Origin of the sequence: Actinoplanes aureus (assembly GCF_015704865.1) — a bacterium.
Taxonomy (GTDB): domain Bacteria; phylum Actinomycetota; class Actinomycetes; order Mycobacteriales; family Micromonosporaceae; genus Actinoplanes; species Actinoplanes aureus.
This window is the reverse complement of the sequence record NZ_JADQTO010000014.1, coordinates 218,114-240,738: the sequence shown is the minus strand read 5'-3', so window position 1 is coordinate 240,738 and position 22,625 is coordinate 218,114. Positions and strand designations below refer to the sequence as shown.

Annotated in this window: 25 protein-coding genes; 14 read left to right on the top strand and 11 right to left on the bottom strand. The window is 69.9% G+C overall.

The window, feature by feature from the left end; genetic code table 11:
- Positions 1–346: 346 nt before the first annotated feature.
- From I4J89_RS28265 to I4J89_RS28255, 3 genes are all read right to left on the bottom strand, one after another.
- Complete coding sequence (locus tag I4J89_RS28265; RefSeq protein WP_196417171.1) at positions 347–769, bottom strand: type II toxin-antitoxin system VapC family toxin; 423 nt, start codon at positions 767–769, stop codon at positions 347–349.
- Positions 769–1,014: a FitA-like ribbon-helix-helix domain-containing protein gene (locus tag I4J89_RS28260; RefSeq protein ID WP_196417114.1), complete on the bottom strand. Its 246-nt coding sequence runs from the start codon at positions 1,012–1,014 to the stop codon at positions 769–771. The genes I4J89_RS28265 and I4J89_RS28260 overlap by 1 nt, the downstream gene beginning before the upstream one ends.
- A 159-nt stretch (positions 1,015–1,173) precedes the next feature.
- The gene (locus tag I4J89_RS28255) at positions 1,174–1,806 is read right to left on the bottom strand and encodes a hypothetical protein (protein ID WP_196417113.1); all 633 of its coding nucleotides are present in this window, start codon (positions 1,804–1,806) and stop codon (positions 1,174–1,176) included.
- A 273-nt stretch (positions 1,807–2,079) separates the two neighbouring features.
- Here I4J89_RS28255 and I4J89_RS28250 point away from each other — a divergent pair, with 273 nt between their 5' ends.
- Together I4J89_RS28250 and I4J89_RS28245 are read left to right on the top strand one after the other, a co-directional pair.
- Positions 2,080–2,733, top strand: a complete 654-nt coding sequence (locus tag I4J89_RS28250) for a hypothetical protein (protein ID WP_196417112.1) — start codon at positions 2,080–2,082, stop codon at positions 2,731–2,733.
- A 241-nt stretch (positions 2,734–2,974) separates the two neighbouring features.
- Positions 2,975–3,415, top strand: a complete 441-nt coding sequence (locus tag I4J89_RS28245; protein WP_196417111.1) for a hypothetical protein — start codon at positions 2,975–2,977, stop codon at positions 3,413–3,415.
- On the opposite strand, the gene I4J89_RS28240 is transcribed toward I4J89_RS28245, so the two are convergent.
- Positions 3,409–4,197, bottom strand: coding sequence for a L,D-transpeptidase family protein (locus I4J89_RS28240; protein ID WP_309238510.1), 789 nt, complete (start codon positions 4,195–4,197; stop codon positions 3,409–3,411). The genes I4J89_RS28245 and I4J89_RS28240 overlap by 7 nt on opposite strands.
- Positions 4,198–4,328: 131 nt before the next feature.
- Here I4J89_RS28240 and I4J89_RS28235 point away from each other — a divergent pair, with 131 nt between their 5' ends.
- Positions 4,329–4,961: a CGNR zinc finger domain-containing protein gene (locus I4J89_RS28235; protein ID WP_196417110.1), complete on the top strand. Its 633-nt coding sequence runs from the start codon at positions 4,329–4,331 to the stop codon at positions 4,959–4,961.
- A 42-nt stretch (positions 4,962–5,003) separates the two neighbouring features.
- On the top strand, positions 5,004–5,783 hold the full coding sequence (locus tag I4J89_RS28230) for a zf-HC2 domain-containing protein (RefSeq protein WP_196417109.1): 780 nt from the start codon (positions 5,004–5,006) through the stop codon (positions 5,781–5,783).
- On the opposite strand, the gene I4J89_RS28225 is transcribed toward I4J89_RS28230, so the two are convergent.
- From I4J89_RS28225 to I4J89_RS28215, 3 genes are all read right to left on the bottom strand, one after another.
- The gene (locus I4J89_RS28225) at positions 5,784–6,014 is read right to left on the bottom strand and encodes a hypothetical protein (RefSeq protein ID WP_196417108.1); all 231 of its coding nucleotides are present in this window, start codon (positions 6,012–6,014) and stop codon (positions 5,784–5,786) included.
- A 63-nt stretch (positions 6,015–6,077) separates the two neighbouring features.
- On the bottom strand, positions 6,078–6,539 hold the full coding sequence (mscL, locus tag I4J89_RS28220) for a large conductance mechanosensitive channel protein MscL (protein ID WP_196417169.1): 462 nt from the start codon (positions 6,537–6,539) through the stop codon (positions 6,078–6,080).
- 108 nt (positions 6,540–6,647) lie between these two features.
- Positions 6,648–7,001 carry an STAS domain-containing protein gene (locus I4J89_RS28215; RefSeq protein WP_014687361.1) on the bottom strand — a complete coding sequence of 118 codons (354 nt, stop codon included), beginning with the start codon at positions 6,999–7,001 and terminating at the stop codon, positions 6,648–6,650.
- Positions 7,002–7,164: 163 nt separating this feature from the next.
- Here I4J89_RS28215 and I4J89_RS28210 point away from each other — a divergent pair, with 163 nt between their 5' ends.
- The 9 genes from I4J89_RS28210 to I4J89_RS28170 all read left to right on the top strand — a co-directional run bounded on the left by I4J89_RS28210 (position 7,165) and on the right by I4J89_RS28170 (position 15,822).
- Complete coding sequence (locus I4J89_RS28210) at positions 7,165–8,022, top strand: STAS domain-containing protein (protein WP_196417107.1); 858 nt, start codon at positions 7,165–7,167, stop codon at positions 8,020–8,022.
- 1 nt (position 8,023) lies between these two features.
- Positions 8,024–8,437, top strand: a complete 414-nt coding sequence (locus I4J89_RS28205) for an STAS domain-containing protein (protein WP_196417106.1) — start codon at positions 8,024–8,026, stop codon at positions 8,435–8,437.
- Complete coding sequence (locus I4J89_RS28200; RefSeq protein WP_196417105.1) at positions 8,434–8,838, top strand: ATP-binding protein; 405 nt, start codon at positions 8,434–8,436, stop codon at positions 8,836–8,838. The genes I4J89_RS28205 and I4J89_RS28200 overlap by 4 nt, the downstream gene beginning before the upstream one ends.
- The gene (locus I4J89_RS28195) at positions 8,835–9,863 is read left to right on the top strand and encodes a SpoIIE family protein phosphatase (RefSeq protein ID WP_196417104.1); all 1,029 of its coding nucleotides are present in this window, start codon (positions 8,835–8,837) and stop codon (positions 9,861–9,863) included. Before I4J89_RS28200 ends, I4J89_RS28195 begins: the two co-directional genes overlap by 4 nt.
- Before the next feature lie 91 nt (positions 9,864–9,954).
- Positions 9,955–11,274: a sensor histidine kinase gene (locus tag I4J89_RS28190; protein WP_196417168.1), complete on the top strand. Its 1,320-nt coding sequence runs from the start codon at positions 9,955–9,957 to the stop codon at positions 11,272–11,274.
- Positions 11,271–12,845: a fused response regulator/phosphatase gene (locus I4J89_RS28185; protein ID WP_196417103.1), complete on the top strand. Its 1,575-nt coding sequence runs from the start codon at positions 11,271–11,273 to the stop codon at positions 12,843–12,845. Before I4J89_RS28190 ends, I4J89_RS28185 begins: the two co-directional genes overlap by 4 nt.
- A 154-nt stretch (positions 12,846–12,999) precedes the next feature.
- Positions 13,000–13,536, top strand: a complete 537-nt coding sequence (locus I4J89_RS28180; protein WP_196417102.1) for a PadR family transcriptional regulator — start codon at positions 13,000–13,002, stop codon at positions 13,534–13,536.
- Between the two features lie 76 nt (positions 13,537–13,612).
- The gene (locus I4J89_RS28175) at positions 13,613–14,293 is read left to right on the top strand and encodes an ABC transporter ATP-binding protein (RefSeq protein ID WP_196417101.1); all 681 of its coding nucleotides are present in this window, start codon (positions 13,613–13,615) and stop codon (positions 14,291–14,293) included.
- A complete protein-coding gene (locus I4J89_RS28170) occupies positions 14,290–15,822 on the top strand; it encodes an FtsX-like permease family protein (protein WP_196417100.1) in 1,533 nt (510 codons plus the stop codon). Before I4J89_RS28175 ends, I4J89_RS28170 begins: the two co-directional genes overlap by 4 nt.
- 97 nt (positions 15,823–15,919) lie before the next feature.
- On the opposite strand, the gene I4J89_RS28165 is transcribed toward I4J89_RS28170, so the two are convergent.
- Entirely contained in the window at positions 15,920–17,983 is a 2,064-nt protein-coding gene (locus I4J89_RS28165; RefSeq protein WP_196417099.1) for a S9 family peptidase, read from the bottom strand.
- A 145-nt stretch (positions 17,984–18,128) separates the two neighbouring features.
- On the opposite strand from I4J89_RS28165, the gene I4J89_RS28160 reads away from it, so the two are divergent.
- Complete coding sequence (locus tag I4J89_RS28160; RefSeq protein ID WP_196417098.1) at positions 18,129–19,256, top strand: FAD-binding oxidoreductase; 1,128 nt, start codon at positions 18,129–18,131, stop codon at positions 19,254–19,256.
- A gap of 3 nt (positions 19,257–19,259) precedes the next feature.
- On the opposite strand, the gene I4J89_RS28155 is transcribed toward I4J89_RS28160, so the two are convergent.
- The 3 genes from I4J89_RS28155 to I4J89_RS28145 all read right to left on the bottom strand — a co-directional run bounded on the left by I4J89_RS28155 (position 19,260) and on the right by I4J89_RS28145 (position 22,619).
- Positions 19,260–19,874 (bottom strand): dihydrofolate reductase family protein, encoded by a 615-nt coding sequence (locus I4J89_RS28155; RefSeq protein ID WP_196417097.1) that lies wholly within the window; start codon positions 19,872–19,874, stop codon positions 19,260–19,262.
- Positions 19,875–19,947: 73 nt separating this feature from the next.
- Complete coding sequence (locus I4J89_RS28150) at positions 19,948–20,505, bottom strand: dihydrofolate reductase family protein (protein ID WP_196417167.1); 558 nt, start codon at positions 20,503–20,505, stop codon at positions 19,948–19,950.
- Between the two features lie 20 nt (positions 20,506–20,525).
- Complete coding sequence (locus I4J89_RS28145; protein ID WP_230859696.1) at positions 20,526–22,619, bottom strand: SpoIIE family protein phosphatase; 2,094 nt, start codon at positions 22,617–22,619, stop codon at positions 20,526–20,528.
- Between the last annotated feature and the right edge of the window lie 6 nt (positions 22,620–22,625).

Below are 22,625 nucleotides of genomic sequence, written 5' to 3'. Positions count from 1 at the left end.
CGCCTGCCGCCGGCCTTCGGTGGCGGGGTCGATCGGGCTATCGGTCTGCATGCCTTCAGAGTGAAGAGTGGACGCTACCGTCCGCGCATGCGGCCAGACTCGGAGTAATCCCGGCCGGGGACCCGAACCACGGACGCGAGCCGGCGTACCGATGGCGCCAGGGCACCGATGGGGGTCAATCTCGTCGCCGGTCTCAAGGAGACCGACTAGGTGCCGGGCGTCGGCCATGGTCAACTGGGTAGTTGCGGCCGGGGCCGACCCGGCAGGTCAAGGCGACCACCTGCCGTAAGGCGGGTGCCGATGTCGCTGCGGCGGCCGGGTCCCCTTCAGGCATCTTGTGCACCGATCAGTTGGCCGGCTGCCATGGATCAAGAAGGCTGATGCCGGTGTCGACGAAGTCTTTGGTGTTCCGGGTGGCCAGAGCCGCCGCTTGTGAGCGGCAGATGGCGGCGATCTGAGCGTCGAATCCGCTGATCGGATTGCCCATCTTCTCCCGGCTCGCGACGATGTCGGCGTAGGCGCCGGCGGAAGCGAGGTCGAAGGGCAGGACCTGGCGAGGGAAGGCCGCGAAGATCTCGTCGGCCGCCTGACGCAGCGATTTCTGCCGGTGTCCCTCCGGCAGGCGCGCGATGCCGTATCGGATCTCGGCGATGGTGACCGCGGTCGTGTACAAGCCGTCACCGGAACTCCGCTTCATCCAGGCGAGCACCGCCGGAGCCGGCTCGGGCCGCATGAGTTCGGAGACCACGTTGGTGTCCAGAACGATCATCACTCCGGCAGACTCGCAGCCCTGGGCGTGGTGGTACGTTCCGGCAGGTCGAAGTCGGAGCCGCCGAGCTGGGCGAACCGTTCCGTGAGAGCGCTGAACAGATCGGTTCGTGGTGCGTCATCGGTGACGGCGGTCGTCAGGATTGCCCGGATCTCGGCCTCCATGGAGCGGCCGTTCCGGGCGGCGCGAAGACGTAGCTTCTCCTTCACCGCATCGTCAAGATCTCTGATGCTGAGAGCCGCCATGGATCCTCCTTCGAGGGAGATCTGATAGCAATGCTAGCGCTCCGAGCGGATATTCCGCACTTGCCATGGTGATGTCCCGGCCGCATTGACCCGCTCATTGCTCGGCCGGCTTGCGGCCTTCGGCCGGCATTGGCCGGCACGCCAGCCTATTCGGATCGGTCATTCCGGAACTCGGCCTCCGGCGGGAGCGCTCGGGGCTTCTGGGATGGCAGAGGGGTTCCCTTGCTGGTTCCGTGTTTGCCGCTCTCGCTCGTAACGCACGCGCGGCGAGCCTTGAGCTTCTCGCGGCGAGAGCTCCCCGGTTACTCCGAGCTCGTGGCGCGCATGTTTGTGAAAGACGTTGAGCGCCTGGAAGTAGTTGCGCATCCTGCTGTGCCATCCCTCGATATCTGTGTCGTCGAGTCGGCCCCGGGCAAACCACTCCAAGTCCCAGACTGCGTCGTTCAGCGCTCCCGCCGCTTTGACAAGATCTTGGCTGGCTATGAGGGCGAGCAACTCGAACGTGTTGCCTCGCGCCATGTCCGCCTCATCCAGCAGATCCACGCCGTCGGCGCGGGACAGGGAAGGAGCCTGATCGTCGAGGCCGACATCGGCGGCGATGCGTTGCGCCAGCATCCTTATCCGCTTCACGTCGGCGAGGTAAGCGCCGTAGATCTGCAGGCGGCGTTCTCGCCATTCACGGCCGAGCGCCCACCGTTCCCGCCGACTCTCGCCCATCCGCGCGAACACGTATGACAGCACGGCACCGACGATGACGCCGGCGAGAGTAAGAAGGGAACCGACGGCGCTCACGGATCGCCTCCACAGGCGGGCGGACGGGAACCTGCCATCCATCCTCGGGCGGCTTGCCTGCGTCGGGCTAGATCTCGGTCGGAAGCCCGTCCCCATATAGAGGGTGCGGCGGCTGACTGCTGTACAGCAGTCAGCAACTAGCACCTAGGAACATCCGGTCGTGCTTCGACGGGGCGCGGGCTTGGTGTTGGCCTTTTGTTGGTCTTCGGGCTCGAATAGCGTGACTTGGGAGTCTCGCTGGGCATGAGGGCTGACCACGAGGAGGGCCGACCGATGATGTCCCCGTCTCCCGATCCCGGCGCCTGGAGTGGGGCGCTGGCCGGCGTTAGCTTCGTCGGCGGCGTGGCGTCCGCTATGGCGCTGGCCGATTCGCCGTATCCGCGTCCGGGCACCGACGTCGCTGCCGTGCAGGCGTACTTCCAGGGCAGTTCCGGTCCTGCTCGGGTGAGCGTGATCGGGCAGCTGGTGTCGGCTGTTTCGCTGGGCCGATTCACGATGTCCGTGGCCCGGCTGGCCGGACGGTCGGGCGCCCGGGCTCGGTTGCTGCGTGCCGCGGCGATCGCCGGTGGGAGTGTGGCCGTCGGTTCGCTGGTTGTTTCGGCTCTTGGCAGTGCGGCTTTGACGGGGCGGCCGGGTGAGCGGGAGGGGACCGCGCGGTCGTTGCATCGGCTCGTCTTCGCTGCTGGTGGGCCGGTGCACACGTCGGCCTTCGGGCTCCTGGTCGGCGTGTTGGCGGTAGCGGGGCTGCGGACCGGGGAATTGCCGCGACCGCTGGCCGCTGCCGGTCTGGGATCGGCGGTTGCCGGTCTGCTTTCGCCGCTTGCCTTTCCGGTCCAGTCCGCGGCCGTGCTCATTCCGGCTGGGCGGGTCAGCGGGCTGCTGGTGAGCGGGATCGCCGGGGCTCGGCTGGCCCGGCGAGCCGGGTGATCAGGCGCCGGCTTGCCGGCGTGTCGGGCGGCCGGTGGTTCGGGCCGCGGAAGAGTGCAGTCCGGCGGAAGCACTCTGACGGGTTAGCCGGGAACGTCGGAATTTGGGGGACGGTGGGTGACGTACCGACGGCGAACCGGTAAATCATCAGCCAGGGGTGTGTATTCGCTGGTCGTGGCTGGCCCGGGCGTGCCAGGGTCAGGTTGGTCGCGCTGGGCGGCCGCCTAGATCGGAGAGTGCGGTGTCCGGTTACGATCCTGCGCAGCTCGCGGCCGGGTTCCGGTCGATGAGCATGCTGGCCGGGCTGGTGGAGCGTGGCGGGCGGCCGGCTGCGGTGAGCCCGACGATTCCGCTTCGGGCCGGGGAGAAGCAGTACGGGTGGTTCCCGGTGCACGTGGCCGGGGCCGGTCGGCGTCTTGCGGTGATCACCAGTCGCCGGCTGATCCTGGGGACTCAGGAGTACTCGTTGCGGTCGGTGGCGCGTCTGCGGCCGCGGCCGGACGAGTGGGCGCTGTCGCTGGACGTACGCGGCCGCGGGCCGGTCGAGATCAGCGGGCCGTGGGTGCCGTGGCTGAGTGTGGTGATCTGCGCCGAGCTGCACGGTGCGGCCTGGCCGCCGGGATATGCCCTGGTGATCCCGGCACCGCGGCAGCGGGTACGTCGTATGGAGTGCGTTCAGTAGACCCAGACACGGGTCTTGATCGGCAGCGCGTCGTTCTTCCACATCCAGTTCATGGCGGAGACCGAGACGCGAGCGCAGCCGTGCGACGCCGGGTAGGGCGGAACGCTCGGGGCGCCGTGCACGGCGATGCCGCCGTTGAAGTACTTCGGCCGCCACAGCAGACCGAGCGGGGCGTCCCGCCAGCCGTCGATCTGCCGGCTCACCTTGAACCTGCCGCGTGGTGTGTCCGCCAGGTAGGTCTGGCCTTCGTGTTCGTAGTAGTCGTTCGTGCCGGTCGAGGTGTTGAAGATCTGGGTGATCTGGCCGTCGTCGACGAGGAGCAGCAACTGGCGCTTCAGGTCGATCTCGACGACCCGGCCGCTGGTGGACTTGGCCTTCGGGCGTACCCCTTCCTCCAATGCCTTCCAGGTCTTGGGGCCGACCGTGCCGTCGCGGCCGATGCCCGCGGCTTTCTGCAACGCGTAAACCGCCTGCTGGGTGGTGCCGCCGAACTTGCTGTCGGCCTTGCCGTTCCAGTAACCGAGCTCGGTGAGCCGGTTCTGCAGGGCCAGCACGTCGGCGCCCTTGGCGCCGGACTTCAGCTTCTTCGGCTTCGCCGAAGGGGTCACGGTGGGCGTCGAGCTGGGTGGCGCGGAGGGTTCGGCCGAGGCGCTGGGCGCGCTGGTCGAGGGCGACACTCCGGTCGGAGCCGGCCCGTCCGCCACCGGATCGGCCGTGTCGCAGCCGGTGGCGAGAGTCAACGCCGCTGCCGCGGCCATGGTGATCGCCAGGATCCTCCGCACGAAGCCTCCCTCGCCTGTGGTCGGGTCATTGTAGGGACCCATTCACAACGGTCCACGGTTGAACCGTGATCGACCACCCGGCCGGGTAGACCGCGAGAAAGGGCTGGTAAAGAGGCGAGTACCCTTTGGCTATGTCATGGAAGGCCAGCGCCCGGCACGGCGTACGGGAGGCGCCCGGCGGATTCGCACTCGTCCAGGAGTTGCTGAACACCCGCCCGGCGATGTCGTACAGCTCGGATCTGCTGACCGTCACCGATGACGCCCAGTGGTGGGTGACCGAGGCGCTGGGGACCTGGTCCCGGGTGTCCGGGCTGCCCGCCCCGACGCTGCTGCTCTCCGCCGGCGACCTGCGCTCGCTGCGCCGGCTGCGGACCGCCTTCGAAACCGTGGTGCTGGCCGGGGCGAACGCGGGACCGGCCGGTGCGCTGCCGCCCGCTGACGTCCAGGTGAGCCTGGTCCCGGATGTGGGCGGCTGGGTCCGGGTGGTGCCGACCGGCCGGGGGATCCGCTGGCTGGCCTCGGCGTTGTGGGCCGAGGCGCTGCTGGCACAGCAGGCCGGTCTCTGGCTGCGGCTCAAGCTCTGCCACAACGCCGCCTGCCGGGCCGCCTTCTTCGACACCTCGCGGAACAACAGCGGGGTCTGGCACGACGTCAGCACCTGCGGCAACACGGCCAACCTGCGGGCGTTCCGGGAACGCCGGCGGTTGTCCGGGCACAGCGGCGGACAGCAGGTCGGGATGGTTCAGGCCCCGGAACCGCTCTGATCCGGCGGGAACTCCCGGGCATCCCGGAACGACTATGGGTACATGGCATGTGAGCGGTGGCGCGAGATGCTGTCCGCGCAGTTGGACGGCGAGGACGACCCGGCCATGCGGCCGCTGGTCGACGAACACCTGGCCGGGTGTGCCGGCTGCCGGGAGTGGCTGGACCGGGCGGCGGCGGTCAACCGGCTGACGCGTACCGGATCGGTGGCGGCGGTGCCGGACCTGAGCGCCGCGATCCTGGCGGCACTCCCCGCTTCGCCGGACCAGGGGCCGCGACGCCGGTGGCGGATCCCGGTCGCGGCGGTCCTTTACGCGGCGCTGGCGCTGGTCGGAACGGTGCAGCTCATCCTCGGTCTGACCCAGGTGGGCGGCGGGGTGAGCGCCGGGCACACGCACATCGGGCTGAACGCGACACCGGGCCACCTGTGGCACGAGTCGGCCGCCTGGAACGTCGCGGTCGGTGCCGGGTACCTCTTCATCGCGTTGCGCCGGACCCGGCCCACCGGCCTGGTGCCGATGCTCACCGCTTTCGTCGCGATGCTGCTGCTGCTCTCGGTCACCGATCTCACCGGCGGCCGGGTGGATGTCGCCCGGCTGGTCGGCCACGGCTTCGTGATCATCGGATATCTGCTGGTGGTGGCGTTGTCCCGGGGAGTCGGCGGAGCGGAACGCCCGCCCGGCGCCCGGGTCGGCACCGGCTGGCGGGCACGTTTCGACACCGCCGTCGACGGCGGCGACCAGGCCCCGCGCCCGGGCCTGCGGTTGCTGCCACCCCCGCCGGGTCCGCTGACCGCCGCGCACGACGACCGCCGCGCGGCCTGATCAGCGGGGTGGTCGGACCGACAGCTCGCGCCACTCGTCGGGGCCGGCCAGCAGGGCGCGGACCATGTCGAGAGCAGCGTCCTCACTGTCGTACTCGAAGAAGTGGGAGACGCCGTCGGAGCCGCCCGCGCGCTGCTCGACATACCACTGGTCGCCGCTGGTTCGTAGGTACACGTCCTTTCGGGCGAGACGTCCCCACTTACCGTTCCACCAGTGCTTACGCTGCTCCATCCCGGCAGCGTATCGAACATCTGTTCGAACGGTGCCGGGAGGGGCAGATCTTTTCGTCGGGTGTCAGCGCGGGGGTTGCTGCTGGTGGCGTCCCAGCACTTCGTCGAGGGCGCTGTTGGAGACCTGGTGACCCTGGCTGCGGAGCAGCGCGTCGCGGATCTCGGTGAGCAGCTTGACCTCTTCGCTGGGCGCCTTCGGCGGCGGCTCTTCGCCGCGGCGGCGGCGCTCGGCCAGCCGGTTCAGCGGGAAGACGACGAGGAAGTACAGCGCGAGCGCGGTTAGCAAGAAGGCCAGGAGCGCGTTGATGAACGCGGCCCAGTCGAAGGCGACGCCCCAGACCTTCGGGGCGGTCTTGTCAAGACTGCGGCCGCCGGTGATCGCCAGGCCGAAGAGCCGGATCAAGGGCTCGAGGAACGACTTGGTGAACTGGGTGATCACACCGGTGAAGGCGGCGCCGATGACCACGCCGACGGCGAGGTCGACAACGTTGCCGCGCATGATGAAGTCTTTGAAGCCTTGGACCATTTTGCTCACGGGCACTCCTGGGGCCGAACGTCATCCGGCAACGGGTTGCCCACCACCGGTCGGCGACAAACTACGCCGACCGGTCGTCTCGTGAAATAGCGAGGGCGCTCAGTCGAGCGCGGGCTCCTCAGCGGTGACCGCCTCGTCCACCGTCGGATAGGTGTGCAGCACCTCGACCAGACCGCTCACCTCGAGGATCCGGAGCACTCCGCGCTGCGGCGCGGCCAACCGGACGGTCCCGCCGGCGTCGTCGGTGCTGTTCTTGGCACGGACGAAGACAGACAGGCCGGTGGAATCGCAGAACGAAACCTCGGCGAGGTCGAAGACCAGCCGCGTCCGCCCCTTCTCCAGCAGATCGCTGATCTGATCCTGAAGCTGGGGGGCGGTGGCCATGTCGAGCTCGCCAGCGACCGACACGACGACCATGTCGCCGCGCTGTTCCGTTTGTACCGTCAGGGACATTCGCCGACCTCCAGTTATTGCTGAACGGTACTCCACGTACCGGGGGATGCGCAGAACAGGGACGGAGCTTGACCGTGTCCATTAGTTGGTCTACAGCAAGTAACGGACGTCCTGATGGTAAAGTCCGGCCGTTGCGCTCGGATCGCGTGGTGGGGAGGCAGCGATGCCGCTGAGTCCGGACGAGGCTAGTCGCTTCGCGGACCTGCTCAAGGGTCACGCGGAGAAATTGGCGACCCGCTGGACCGACTCGGTCGCCACGAGTCTGCGAGGCCGGCTGAGTAGTGCCGAGCTTCAGCGGCAGACCGGCGACCTCCAGAAGGCTTTCCAGCAGGCCTTGGCAGGCGGAGCTGTGGATGTGACCGACGATGCGGCCGCGGAGTTGCGCGCCCAGCTCGCCGAGATCTCCAACAGCCGGGCCCGGCAGGGCTTCAACGCCACCGAGACAGCGGTCAGCGTGTACGCGCTCAAGGACGCCATGCTCGAGATCCTCGGCGAGCAGAGCGACGTGGCGACCCTCCGTGACTACGTAGCGTTCTCCACTTTCGTGGACCGGGCGGCTCTCTTCACCTTCGACAACTACGTGCGCGTCCGTGAGGCACTCATCGCCGACCAGGCCGAACAGTTGCTCGAGCTCTCCACCCCCGTGGTGAAGCTGTGGGAGGGCGTGGTGGCCGTGCCGCTGGTCGGCACGCTCGACTCGGCCCGTGCCCAGGTGGTGATGGAGCGGCTGCTGCAGACGCTGGTGGACACCGGCTCGCCGTACGCGATCATCGACATCACCGGTGTGCCCGCGGTCGACACCCAGGTGGCGCAGCACATCCTCAAGACCGTGGTGGCCGCCCGGCTGATGGGTGCCGACTGCATCATCTCCGGCATCCGGCCGCAGATCGCGCAGACCATCGTCGCGCTCGGCATCGAGTTCGGTGACATCGCGACCAAGGCCTCGCTCGCTGACGCGCTGCGCTACGTCCTCGGCAAGACCAGCTACCGCGTCGTCGCGGCCAAGCGTCCGGAGCGCTGACGTGGAGCGCGTGCCGGTCCTGAAGATCGGTGACATCCTGCTGGTCTCCATCCAGATCGACATGGAGGACCAGACCGCGCTCCAGCTTCAGGAGGACCTGGCCGAGCGGATCGTGGTGACCGGCTGCCACGGTGTGATCATCGACATCAGCGCGCTCGACATCGTCGACTCGTTCGTCGGCCGTACGCTGGCCACCATCGCCTCGGTCTCCCGGGTGCTGGATGCCGAGACCGTCGTGGTCGGCATGCGCCCGGCGGTGGCGATCACCCTGGTCGAGCTGGGGCTCTCGCTGCCCGGCATCCGGACGGCGCTCAACGTCGAGCTGGGCATCGAGATGCTCGCGCGCAGCCGCGAGGACGAGTATGCGGACGACGATGAGGATGAGGCCGACCCGGCAACGGTAACCACACCGTGAACGACGAGAGCCAGCGGATTCCGGTCTCGACCGACCAGGACGTCGTCCGGGTCCGGCAGCTGGTGCGCACGGTGGCGGTCGCCGTGAAACTGTCCCTGGTGGATCAGACCAAACTGGTCACCGCCGCGAGCGAACTCGCTCGCAACACGCTGGTCTACGGCATGGGCGGCATGGTCGAGGTGAGCCGGGTCCACAACGACCGCCGGGGCGGCATCCGGATCGTCTTCGCCGACCAGGGCCCCGGCATCGTCGATCTGGACCTGGCCCTGACCGACGGTTACACCACCGGCGGCGGCCTCGGTCTGGGGTTGAGTGGCGCACGTCGCCTGGTGGACGAGTTCGAGATCGAAACGGAACCGGGTAAGGGTACGACCGTAACCGTTGTCAAGTGGTGCCGATGAGCGGAGGCACGGTGGCGTCACTGCCCGAAGGACTTCTCGACGGAGGGGTCTGGTTCCGGGTGGAGGCGGCCGGGACGGCGTCGGCCGTACGCCGGGCGGCCGAACGCCTCGCCACCGAGCTGGCGATGCCGGAGAAGCGCATCAACGACCTGTCGATCGTCGCCGCTGAGGCGGCCGGGAACCTGGTCAAACACGCTGAGCAGGGCACCATCCTGGTCCGCGTGGTGCGTACGGTCGAGCAGGCCGGCGTCGAGCTGATCGCGGTCGACAGCGGGCCCGGGATGGCCGACGTCGAGCGGGCTCTCGGAGACGGCCACTCCACCGCCGGAACCCTCGGGATCGGGCTCGGCGCGATCCTGCGCCAGGCCAGCCGGTGGGACCTGTACTCGATGCCCGGCAAGGGGACGGTCCTGGCCATGCAGGTGTGGCCGTCCGGTGCACCGGAGCGGTCGTGGGCGTCGGGACTCACCCGGCCGCTGACCGGCGAGACGGTGAGCGGTGACGCGTACGCGGTCCGGGAGATCGAGGGTCGCCGGCAAGTCCTGGTCTGTGACGGCCTGGGGCACGGCGGGCTGGCTGCGGCCGCGTCACACGAGGCGGTTCGCGCGTTCCACAAGGCCTCGGCCGTACCGCCGGCCATGCTGGTGGAGGTGTTGCACCGGGCCCTCGGGCACACGCGCGGCGCCGCGCTCGCGGTCGCCGAGCTGGACCTGGCCGCCGGCCTGGTCCGTTACGCCGGGCTGGGCAACATCGCCGGCACCGTGTTCGGCCCGGACGGCGGCCGGCGCGGCATGGTCTCGATGCCCGGCATCGCCGGGCACCAGCGGCGGCAGATCCGGGAGTACGACTACCCGCTCGCACCCGGCGCGGTCGTGCTGATGCACACCGACGGTGTGGTGGACCGCTGGAACGCGGCGGAGTATCCGGGCCTGTTCGCCCGCTCGCCCGAAGTGATCGCGGCCACTGTGCTCCGGGACGCCGGCACCCGTCGGGACGACGCGGGTGTGCTGGTGGCCCGGTCATGACCGACTGCACCGAGCGGCACCCGGCCGCACCGGCCTGCGGCCTCGCAGGCGAGGGCCGGGCTCAGCCGTGACCGCCGAGCTGCTGACGAGCATGCGCTTACGGGTGGCGCAGGACATCTTTCTGGTACGGCAGCTGGGCCGGGAGGTCGCTCGCGCGGTAGGACTGGAGACACAGGATCAGACCCGGATGGCCACGGCGCTCAGCGAGGTGGGCCGGGTGCTGCTTGCCGCCGGGTCGGACACCGTCGTGGCGTTCACGGTCGAGCCGTACGGGGTACCAGCCCTGAAGGTGGTTCTGGCGCACCCGGCGCCCGGCGAGGCCGGTCGGCTCACCGAGCAACTGCAGCAGGTCGGCCGCCTGGTCGACACGATGGAGGTCGACGATGGTGGTACCGGAACGGTTGTCCGGATGGCTCGGCGGCTGCCGCCGGGTGCACCTCGGCTGACCCCCGGTCGCATGGAGGAGATCCGTGCCGGATTGGCTCAGCACGTGCCCGGCAGCCCTCTGGACGAGCTCGCTGTGCAGAACCAGCAGCTCATCGCCGCGCTGGACGAGGTACGCGCGCAGCGTGACGACCTGGCCCGGCTCAACGCCGAGCTGGAGGAGACCAACCGAGGCGTGATGGCGCTCTATCACCAGCTCTCCGAGGAGCTGGAGGAGACGAACCGTGGTGTGGTCGCGCTCTACGCGGAGCTGGACGAGAAGTCGGTGCAGTTGCGGGCGGCGAGCGAGGCGAAGAGCCGGTTCCTGGCCAACGTCAGCCACGAACTGCGTGCGCCGGTCACCGCGATCATCGGGTTGGGTCGGTTGCTCACCGACTCCGCTTCGGACGAGCTCACCGACGAGCAGCGCCGCCAGGTCGAGCTGATCCGCACGTCGGCCAGTGACCTGCTGACCCTGGTGAACGGGCTGCTGGACCTGGCCAAGGCGGAGGCCGGCCGGATCGAGCCGAACTGGTCCGAGGTGGACCTGAAGGCGATGTTCGGGCAGCTGCGCGGGACGCTGCGCCCGCTGGCGACCCGGCCCGAGGTGGACTTCGTGGTCGACGAACCGGGTGTGCCGGTTCTGCGCAGCGACGAGGTGCTGCTCGCCCAGGTGCTGCGCAATCTGCTGACCAACGCACTGAAGTTCACCGCGTCCGGTTCGGTGCGGCTGAGCGTGCATGCCGCCGGTGACGACGCCGAGTTCGTGGTCGCGGACACCGGTACGGGCATTCCACCGGAACTGCACGAGCGGATTTTCGAGGAGTTCTACCAGGTTCCCGGGAGCATGCCGGTGAGCGGTAGGGGCACCGGCCTCGGCCTGCCTTACGCCCGGCGGCTGGCCGGCATCCTCGGCGGCGGGCTGTGGGTCGACTCCGTGCCGGGTGAGGGCAGCACCTTCACGCTGCGGTTGCCGGTCGCGTCATGAAGGCGGAGCCGTACCGCGCTGGACGATTGGTGCAGTCCCAGGGACGAGCCACCGTCCTGGTCGTCGACGACAGCGCCACCAAGCGATATCTGCTGGTCAGCTGGCTCACCCGGGCCGGTTTCACGGTGCTGGAGGCGGAGACCGGCGGGGAGGCGCTGAGCAAGCTGCTCGACTCCGAGACGGACCTGGTCGTGCTGGACGTGAAGTTGCCGGACATGAGCGGCTTCGAGGTCTGCGAGCGGATCAAAACCGATCAACGGTACGGGGTACTGCCGGTCGTCCACGTCTCCGCGCACGCCGTGGACGTGGCCGACCGTGCCCAGGGACTGAACCGTGGCGCGGACGCGTACCTGGTGGAGCCGATCGAGCCGGACGAGCTGATCGCGACCGTGCAGGCGGTCCTGCGTTACTACCGGGCCCGGCAGCGGGCCGAGCTGCTCGCCGAGCGGATGGTCCGGCTGGCCGAGACCACCCTGGCGATCAACTCGGCGTCCACCCTGACGGCCCTGCTCTCGGCGGCTGCCGAGGGCGCCAGCGACATCTTCGGCGGGCAGGTCGTGGTGGTCGCGGAGACCTCCGAGGGGGAGAGCCTGGCGGCGGTCGGAAAACCCGCCGCGGTACGCCCCTGGGGAGTTCCGGTCCATCAGGTGGCGGTCGGTTCGCTGGTGCGTACCGACGACGCGGCGGACTGGGATGTGGCCAACTGGCCGGCGGGTGAGTCGGTCGCCGTGGCGGCGGCGCGGTTGCGGGCGGACCGGCCGCCGGTCTACGTCGTCGCGCCGGGCAGTTCGCAGACGCCCGGTTTCCCGGTGTTGCGGCAGCTGTCCCAGGCCGTCGCTGCGGCGGTGGAGGCGCAGCGGTCGTTCGACGAGGAGCACCGGATCGCGGTGACGCTGCAACGCAGTCTTCTCCAGTCCCGGCTACCCGACGTCCCCGGCGTCGAGCGTGCCGTGCTGTACGAGCCGGCGGGCGCGCAGACCGAGGTGGGCGGCGACTTCTACGAGCTGACCGTGCTGAACGATCAGCTGCTGGTGGCGATCGGGGACGTGGCCGGCCACTCGCTGCACGCGGCGACCGTGATGGCCGAGCTGCGGCACGCCGTCCGGGCGTACGCCGTCGAGGGCCACCCGCCGGGCGCGGTCCTGGAGCTGGTCAACCGCTTCATGCGTACCGTGCTGCCCACCGACTCCGCCACGCTCTGCCTGCTCACTCTCGATCCGGCCACCGGCCGGATCCGGATGGCCGGCGCGGGACATCTGCCGCCGCTGTTGCACGTCGACGGCGAGGTCCGGTTCCTGAAACCGCGCGGCCCGCTGCTCGGGCTCGAAGCGCCCCGCCGGGACGAGCTGGAGCTGATCCTTCCGCCGGGCGGCACGCTGGTGCTCTACACCGACGGGCTGATCGAGCGCCGGGACGTCGACATCGACGTCGGTATGGCCGCGCTCGCCGCCTGCGCCGCCGAGGTCGAGCAGGACCTCGACGTGTTCTGCCGCCGGCTGCTCACCCAGCTCGCCGGCCCCGGTGAGCAGGCGGACGACATCGCGGTCGTCGCACTGCGGCGAAGCGTCTAGCGGACTTCCGCAGTCAGGGTGATCTTGCTTAGCCCACGCTCAATGCTGTCTCAACGGCCGCCAGGCAGCACCCACGTTGGGCCGCACTAGCTAGTTTCGCGCCCATCGAGGACCTCCTTGACGGCGGCTATTCACTGAGTGAATAGTAACCGCCATGTCCACCGCTCACGTACTACTCGGCCTGCTCGCCGGCGGCCCACGCCATGGCTATGACCTGAAGCGGGCACACGACGAGCGCCTGCCGCAGGCCAAACCGCTGGCGTTCGGGCAGGTGTACGCCACCCTCGGCCGGTTGGAGCGGGACGGCTTCGTCGAGCAGTCCGGCCAGGACCAGGAGAGCGGCCCGGAGCGCACGTCGTACGTGCTGACCGAGGCGGGCCGGACGCGGCTCGACGAGTGGCTGACCGAGGTCGAGCCGCCGGCACCGCACGTGACAAGTGCTCTGTTCAGCCGGGTGGTGGTCGCTCTGCTGGCCGCGGACGCGGACCGTGCGCGGGCGTACCTCACCGCGCAGCGGGCCGCGCACATGACCCGGCTGCGTGAACTGACCTCGATCAAGACCGCGTCCGGTGCCACCGTCGGCGACGTCATCGCCGCCGACTACGCCATCGGGCACCTCGACGCCGACCTGCGCTGGCTGCACACCACGCTGGCCCGGGTGGCCGACCTACAGAAGGAAGTGGCGGCATGAGCGACTGCACCGAGCGGCACCCGGCCGGCGGCCTTGCGGGTGAGGGCCGGGAGAGCATGCGACAGGAGGCACGGCGATGACGTTGCTGACCGGAACGGCGATCACCAAGAGTTACGGCACCACACCGGCGCTGCGCGGCATCGACCTCACGGTCGGCGAGGGCGAAATCGTTGCGGTCACCGGGCCGAGCGGCTGCGGGAAGTCCACGCTGCTGCACTGTCTGGCCGGCATCCTCCGCGCCGACGCCGGCGAGATCCGCTACCGCGACCAGGACATCGGGCTGTGGTCCGAGGCGGCACGGTCCCGGCTGCGGCGTACCGAGTTCGGGGTGCTGTTCCAATTCGGTCAGCTCGTGCCCGAGCTGACCGCGGCGGAGAACGTCGCGCTCCCGTTGCTTCTCGCCGGTTCGGGGCGGCGAGAGGCACGGGCGGCGGCGCTCGTCTGGCTGGATAGGTTCGGGGTGGCGGACCTGGCGGACAAGCGGCCCGGTGCCATGTCCGGCGGGGAGCAGCAGCGGTGCGCGGTCGCTCGTGCGCTGGTCACCGAGCCGCGGGTGGTGTTCGCCGACGAGCCGACCGGCGCGCTGGACCAGCTCAACGGGGAACAGGTTCTGGGCGCCATGGTCCAGGCGGTGCGGGAGCAGGGCACGTCGGTCGTGCTGGTCACTCATGAGGCGCCGATCGCGGCGTACGCGGACCGGGAGATCGTGCTCCGCGACGGTGCCGTCGATCCGACCGGTCTCGGGGTGGCGCCGTGAGGTTGTCCACGCTGGTCCGGCTGAGTCTGGCCGGGAACCGTACCGATCGGTTGCGGACCGTGCTGACCGCCGGTAGCGCGGCGCTCGCCGCGCTGGCCCTGCTCGCCGCCGTGACCGTGGCGTCGATCCAGGGCGGCGACTGGGTCGACCAGCCGGGCGGCGTGCGGGTCATGGGACCGGGCGCCGACTACTCGAACGCCCTGCTGGCCGAGGCCGGTCTTCGTCCCGGGGTGGTCTTCACGCTGGCCATGCTCGCCCTGCCGGTGCTGGCGCTGGCCGGGCAGTGCATCCGGCTCGGCGCACCGGCCCGCGACCGGCGGCTCGCCGCGCTGCGGCTGGGCGGTGCCACGCCGGGGCAGGCGGTGCTGATCGCCGGGGCGGAGACCGCGGCGGCCGCCGCACTCGGCTCGGTCCTCGGCCTCGGACTCTTCTTCGGGCTCCGGGAACTGCTTGACTTCCGCAACGGCGAGGGCAAGCTGGTGCTGCCGGTCGACGTTCTGCCGCATCCGCTCCTGATCGCCGGCGCGCTCGTGCTCGTGCCGGTGCTCGCCGGCGGGATCGGTGTCCTGTTGATGCGCCGCGTGGTGATCACACCGCTCGGCGTGGTGCGGCGGGTCCGGGAGGACGGGCCCGGGCCGTGGCCGGGCGTGCTAATCGGAATCGGACTTCCGCTGTCCATCGCGCCGAAGTTCCTTCCGTCCGACACCCAGCTGCCGAGCTGGGCGCCGCTCGCGTTCATCGGCGCCGGGACGCTGTGCGTGATGGCGGGCGTGGTGCTCGGCACCGGCTGGATCTCGTACACGTCGGGGCGGCTGTTGCGCCGGTACGGCCGGGGCGCGGCGACCCTGCTGGCGGGTGGCCGGTTGATGGCCGACCCGTGGAACGGGAGCCGGACGCTCGCAGCGCTGCTCGGGGCGGTTGTCGTCGGTGCCGGGATCATCGGTTACGAGGCGATGTTGCGGACCGAGTTCCGGGCGTCGGAGCAGTACAACGCCATGATCGACCCGTATGCGACGGGTGAGGTCGGCTTCGGGAGTGGTTCGGAGTTCTACTTCGGCGCGCTCCGACTGATCATGATCGCGGTGACGGTGTCGATCGCGGTCGCCGCGGCGGGTGTGCTGGTCGCGTTCGTCGAGGGGATCGTGGCCCGGCGGCGGGCGTACGCGGCCTTGACCGCCACCGGGGTGCCCCGCCGGACGCTCGGAAACGTGCTGCTCTGGCACACGTTCGTGCCGTTGGTGCCGGCGCTGCTGCTGGCACTCGCCTCGGGTGCCGCGCTGGTCCGGATGATGGGGAGCGAGGTACGCCACGGCGGGGAGTACGAGCAGTGCATCGACCCGAACGCGACCTTCCCCACCTGCGCCAAGGAGACGTTCGTCGAACCTCTGCTGGTGGTACCGATCCCGATCCCGCTGCAACAGTTGGTGTTGCTCGGCGCGGGGGCGCTGGTGGCGATGCTGCTCGTGGTCGGCGTCGGTGTGATGGTGCTGCGGTCCAGCACCGATCTCGAGGAACTACGGATCGGGTGAAAGCTCAGCGCCCGCATCGCGCCGGATGCGGGCGCTTCGGCCCGGTGTCGTGCCTGGTCGCTCAGGGAGAGCGGGGACTTTTCGCCGGCTCGTACCCCTAAGCGGTTTTGAGGGTGTCCAAGATCCAGGCGATGTTGAAGGCCTCTTCCCGCCAGGAGTCGTAGCGGCCGCTCGGGCCGCCGTGGCCGGCGCCCATCTCGATCTTGAGTAGGTAGTCGCCCTCGGGCGCGATCGCGCGCAGGCGCGCGATCCACTTGGTCGGCTCGTGGTACAGCACGCGGGTGTCGTTCAGGCTGGTCACGGCGAGAATCTTGGGGTACGCCTGCTTCGTCACATTCTCATACGGACTGTACGACTTCATGTAGGAGTACACCTCGGCGGAATCGAGCGGATTGCCCCACTCCTCCCACTCGGTGACCGTCAGCGGCAGGCTCGGGTCGAGGATCGAGGTCAGCGGGTCCACGAACGGGACCTCGGCCACGATCCCGGCGAACGCCTCCGGCGCCAGGTTGGCGATCGCGCCCATCAGCAGGCCACCGGCCGACCCACCCCGCGCCACCAGCCGCGACGCCGACGTCCACCGGCTACGGACCAGCGCCTGCGCGCACGCGATGAAGTCGGTGAACGTGTTCTTCTTCGCCAGCATCTTGCCGTTCTCGTACCAGCCGCGGCCGAGCTCGCCGCCGCCGCGCACGTGCGCGATCGCGAAGACGACACCGCGGTCGAGCAGGCTGAGCCGGGCGATCGAGAAGTACGGGTCGATGGAGTGTTCGTACGAGCCGTAGCCGTACAGCACCGCGGGCGCCGAACCGTCCCGCGGAGTGCCCTTGCGCGCCACGATCGAGATCGGCACCCGGGTGCCGTCGGGAGCGGTCGCCCACTCGCGGAACTGGTCGTAGTCGGCCGGGTCGTAGCCGCCCAGGACCGGCTTCTGCTTGCGCAGCGTCATGGCCCGGGTGCTCAGGTCGACGTCGTACACCGACTCGGGAGTGACGAGCGAGGTGTAGCTGATCCGGACGGAGCTGGTCTCGTACTCCGGGTTACCGGCCAGGTGGACGCTGTAGAGCGGCTCCGGGAAGGTCATGTCGTACGCGTCCGTGCTGCCGTCGGTGATCACCCGCAGACCGGTCAGGCCGTCGCGGCGCAGCGAGACCACGATGTGCCGGGCGAACGCGTCGACCGACTCCAGCCGGGTGCCGGGCCGGTGCGGGATCAGCTCCACCCACTCGCCCGGGTTGTCCACCGAGGTGCAGGAGAGCGCGAAGTCCTCGGCCTCCAGGTTGTGCAGGATCAGGAAGCGGTGGCCGTGGTGCTCCACCGAGTACTCCACGCCCTGGCGGCGCTCGGCGATCAGGGCCGGCTCGGCGGTGGGGTGGTCGGCGGGGATCACCCGTACCTCTGAAGTGATCTTGCTGTGTGCGTCGATCAGGATGAACTTCTCGCTGCGGCTCAGGTCGACACCGACCCAGAACCGCTCGTCCGGCTCCTCGTAGACGACCGTGTCGTCGGTCGAACCGATCGTGTGCCGCCACACCCGGTGCGGGCGCCAGGCCTCGTCGACCGTGATGTAGAAGAGCGTGCCGGCGTCGGCCGACCAGGCGGAGCCGTAGAACGTGTCCGGCACCTCGTCGGCGAGCACCTCGCCGGTGCGCAGGTTCTTCACCCGCAGCGTGAAGCGCTCGTCGCCGGCGAAGTCGGTCGAGAACGCCAGCCAGTGACCGTCCGGGCTCACGTCGAACGTGCCGAGCGCGAAGAACTCCTTGCCCTCGGCCAGCTCGTTGCCGTCGAGCAGGACCTCCTCGCCCGGCTTCTCGGCGTCCATCGGCGGGGCGGTCTCACCCGGGCGCACCGGGACCCGGCAGTGAATCGAGTACTGCTTGCCCTCGACCGTGCGCGTGTAATACCAGAACCCACCCTTGCGGCTGGGCACCGAGAGGTCGGTCTCCTGCGTCCGGTCCTTGATCTCCTGGAAGGCCGTCCGGCGCAGCTCCTCGAGATGCGCTGTCGCCTGCTCTGTCCAGGCGTTCTCCGCCTTCAGGTGGGCGATGGTCGCCGGGTCCTCTTTGTCCATCAGCCAGGCGAACTCGTCGGTGACCCGGTCGCCGTGGAAGGTGCGCTCGGTGGGGACCTGACGAGCAGTGGGTGGGCCTTCAATCGTCACCGGGAACACGTTACCGGCCGATTGGTCCGCCATGAGTTTCTTACACACGTCGACCTCAGCCATTCGAACATGTGTACGATGTGCCAGAGTGGACGATCTTCAATGATCTTTTCTTACGGGTGTCCAGCTTGGGGAGGCTTCGGACGTGGGCGATTCCCTACTCGACGCGCTCGAGGACATCTGCGGTCCGGGATTCGCGCGTGCGGGGCGCTCCACCGATCAGGTGGGTGGCCGGCGTGCCGGCTTTGTCGCGGTGCCGGCGACCGCGAGGTCCGTCGCCGAGACACTGCGCCTCGCGGCCGACCGCGACCTGACCTTTCTGCCGCGCGGTTCCGGCAGCAAACTCGATTGGGGTTCGCCGCCCGCTGGCATCGAGCTGATCCTGGACACCGGACGCCTCAACGGCATGTGGGACCACGATGGGGCGACCGCGGTCGTCGCGGCCGGCACACCGGTCTCCGCGGTCCAGGCCGCCCTGGCGCTGCGCGGCCAGCGCCTCGCCGTCGACCCGCCCTCGCCCACCGCGACGATCGGGGGCATGCTCGCGGTCAACGAGTCCGGTCCGCTGCGCCATCGCTTCGGCAGCCCTGCGGCGCAGACTATGAGCGTTGAGTATGTGAACGTCGCCGGCGAGACGGCGGAGTCCGACGGTGAGGACGGCCGGCCCGGCATCGCGGAGATCGACGGGGTCATCACGTCAGCGAGGCTGCGGCTGGAGCCGCTGCCCGCGGCCCGTCGCTGGGTCGGGCGGACGGTCACCACCCCGGCCGAGGTCAGCGAGCTGGTCGCCTACGTGGTGGCCCGCGAGTTGGAGGCGAGCGCGATCGAGGTGGACCTGCCGGGGCGGGACGGCGGGATGCTCGCGCTGCTCCTGGAGGGTTCGGCCGACTCGGTGAACCAGGTGGCCGACGAGATCGTCCAGGGCTGGGGCGGGGACACGGTGGTCGCACCGGTCGCGCCGCCCTGGTGGGGTCGGTACCCGTTCGGAAACGGCGACGTGGTCCTGCGCATCACGGCTCGGCCGAGGGATCTGCAGGCGGTGGCGTACTCGTTGCGGGACAGCACCGGTTCGCTGGTGCCGCTGCGCGGGTCGGCCGGGATCGGGACAGTGCATGCGGTGCTGCCGCGCGGCCTCACCGCCGCGCGGGTGAACGACATCGTCGACGCGATGCGCCAGGTGCTGCTGGCACGGCGTGGCCGGTTGGCCGTCCTGACGGCGCCGCCACAGCTGGCGGCCGACCTTGACATGGCCGGACCGCGGGAGTGGCTGTGAGGGTCAGCGCAGCGACGGGATCCGGGTCACGGCTTCGGCGGCCAGGTGGCGGCCGATGCGTGCGACGTCGCCGACCGCGTAGGTGAGGTAGGCGAACTGCCCCACCTCCCGCACGCCGGTGAGGATCAGGTCGTCGACCGGCACGCGGCGGCGCAGCAGGGGGATGCCGTCACCGAGGATGGCCGGCGCGATCCCCAGGATGATCTCGTCGAGCAGGTCGTGAGCGACGAACTGGCTGACCAGGTCGCCGCCGCCGGCCAGCCAGACGTTCCTGCCCTGGGCGGCGACCAGCATCGCCTCGTGCACCCGCCGGACGTCACCGCTGATCATGAAGATGTTGGCGTCCTCGACCGGGGGCAGGTCCCGGTGGGTGAAGACCCAGCACGGTACGTCGCCGTACATGTCGTGCCAGTTCTGTGGCTCATCGAGAAGATTGTCGTTCTCCAGCACCCACTCATAGGTCCTCGCGCCCATGGCGAACGCGCCGACACCCTCGAAGAACTCGCCGAACGGGTTCTCGGTGCCCTCGTCGACCTCGAAGAGCCAGTCCAGCGAGTTGCTCTTGTCGGCGGTGAAGCCGTCGATGCTGGTGGCGGTGTAGTACTGCGTCTTCGCCATGCCAACACCATGCCACGCGAGAGCCGACCAAAAGGGCGGTTTGATCAGGACTGTGGGCGCGAACCTGGCGGGGTCAGGACGACTTGGCCAGGGTGTAGGTGAGGTATGCGAACTGGCCGACCGGGCGGGCGTCGATCAGGGTCAGCCGGGACGAGGTCAGCCGCCTCGGCAGGACCGGGGAGCCCCGGCCCAGCGTCACCGGGGTGACGCCCAGGATGATCTCGTCGAGCAGGTCCTGGTCGGCGAACTGACCGGCCAGCTCGCCGCCGCCGATGATCCAGACGTTCTTGTCCTTGGCGGCCGCGGTCATGTCGCGGTGCACCGGGGCGACGTCGCCCTGCACGAAGTGCAGGTTGGCACCCGGAATCACGGGCAGGTCGCGATGCGTGAAGATCCAGGTGGGGGTGTCGCCGTAGGGCTCGTGCCACTTCTCCGGGTGGGCGAGCGCGTCATCGTGGGCGATGATCCACTCGTACGTGGTGGAGCCCATGGCCATCGCGCCGACGCCGGTGAAGAACCCGGTGAACGGGTCGACGCCGCCCTGGTCGACCTCGAAGAGCCAGTCCAGCGAGTTGTTCTCGTCGGCGATGAAGCCGTCGATCGTGGTCGCGGAGTAGTACTGCGTCTTCACACCGGTCACCCCCGCTCTCGTTATGCGTCGTTGCGCAAGACCAGGATGGCGATGTCGTCGCGAGGTTCCTCGACCGAGAAGTTGATCGTGGTGGACCGCAGCCTGGCGGCCATCACGTCGGCCGGGTAACCGGCCAGGGGCGCCGCGGCGTCGCGGAGGCGGTTGGAGCCGAAGAGCTCGCGGCCGCGGCGGCGTTCGGTCACGCCGTCGGTGTAGAAGATGAGCGAGTCGCCGGGGCCGAGGGTGACCGCCACGTCCGGGCTGGTGATGGTCTCCAGCAGGCCGAGCGCTGTGCCGCCCTCGCCGACGAAGCCGGTCTTGCCGTCGGCCCGGACCAGCACCGCGCGGTCGTGCCCGGCCAGGTGCAGGCAGACGGTGAGCTGGTCGCCGCTCTTGCGGGTGACCGAGGCCATGGCGAGGGTGCAGTATCTGCCTCCGCCGCGCTGCACGAGCGTGCGGTTGACCCGCCAGAGGATCTCGCTGAGCGTCTTGCCGTCGTCGACCAGGATGCGGATCACGTCGCGGACCAGGCCGGTCACGGTGGCCGCCTGGACGCCCTTGCCGGAGACGTCGCCGACCACGACCAGCCACTGTTGTTCGCCGAACGGGATGACGTCGTAGAAGTCGCCGCCCACCTCGGAGCCGGTCGGCACGTACTCGGCGGCGAAGCCGATGCCTTCGACGTGCGGCAACGCGGGCGGGAGCAGGGAGGCCTGGAGGGTACGCGCGACCGAACGCCGCTCGTCGTGGATCCGCGCGTTGTCGATGGCGAGCGCCGCCCGGCGGCCCACGTCCTCCAGGACCGCGACCTCGTCGGCGTCGTGCCGGTGCTTGGGGTGACGGCCCACGGCGAGGGTGCCGAGCCGGGTGCCCCGGGCCACCAGCGGCACCGCATAGCCCTCCAGCGGCGCGCCGAACATGACCTGGGTCCCCAGCCGGGACGCCTCCTCGAGCCGCGCGAGGATCGACTCCGGCCCGGCCTCGGCCAGCGATGCGTGCAGCTGGGGCAGCGCGGCCTCCTCGGCGTGGGTGGCGGCGGCGAGCTGGAGCCGGCCCCACGTGTCCGTGGTGTGCACCGCGCACCACTGGCCGAGCCGCGGCACCACGAGCTGCGGGATCAGCGCCATGGTCAGGTTCACGTCGAGGGACTGGGCGAGCAGCTCACTCGCCTCGGCGAGGAAGGTGATCCAGGTCTGCCGGCGGACGTCCGCGCGGCGCAACCGGTCGTTCTCCAGGTGCAGGGAGAACCGCTCGGCGACCATGGTGGCCAGCGCCTGTGCGTACCCGACCGGGGCGGCGTCGAGTTCCAGATCGCCGGAGTACGGCCGGTGGGTGGTCAGCGGCACCCGGATGATGTCGGCGTTGTCGCGGGGCGCGCGGCCGTACCTGGCCAGCAGCTGCCGGCCCATGCCGTCGCCGCGGTCCAGCCGCACCACGCCGCCGGCCGCGCCGGTCAGCCGGGCCAGCCGGGAGAGCAGGTCGGCGGCGAGGTCACCGAGACCCTCGTCGGTGTGCCGGTCGGACCCGCTGCGGAGCAGCCCGGTGAGCGCGCCGAGGCTCGGTGCCTCGGACTGGGCGGGCACCCGGACGGATGACCCGGCGAGCCCGTCGCCGCGTTGGTCGAGGCGGAACCACACGCCCTTGCCGTCGCCCTCATGCACGGTGCCCCACCGGCTGGCGAAGTGGTCGACCAGCAGCAGGCCACGACCACGCTCGGCGACCTCGCCGATGTCCGCGATCTCGTTGCGCGGGCCGACGGCGAGCTGCTCCACCGGGCCGGGCGCGAAGTCCGTGACGGTGACGGTCAGGCCGCTCGTATCGGCCGCGACCTCGATTTCCAGCTCCGTGTTGGCATGCACCACGGCGTTGGTGGACAGTTCCGTGGTGAGCAGCAACGCCTCGTTGAGAAGGCCGGCCAGACCGGTTTCCTCGAGCACGGAGCGGACCAGCGCGCGCGCTGCCGCGGGGGTCCGCCGGTCGTTGGGCAACCTGGTCCGGCGCACCAGGGCCTCGGACGGGGACCCGGTGGGGATGCTCGTCCTGGTTCCGACCTCGGCTGGCACCCATGCATCCTCTCCCGGGGATGGGTGTATGCACAAAGTCGTCTCTCGCATTGACCC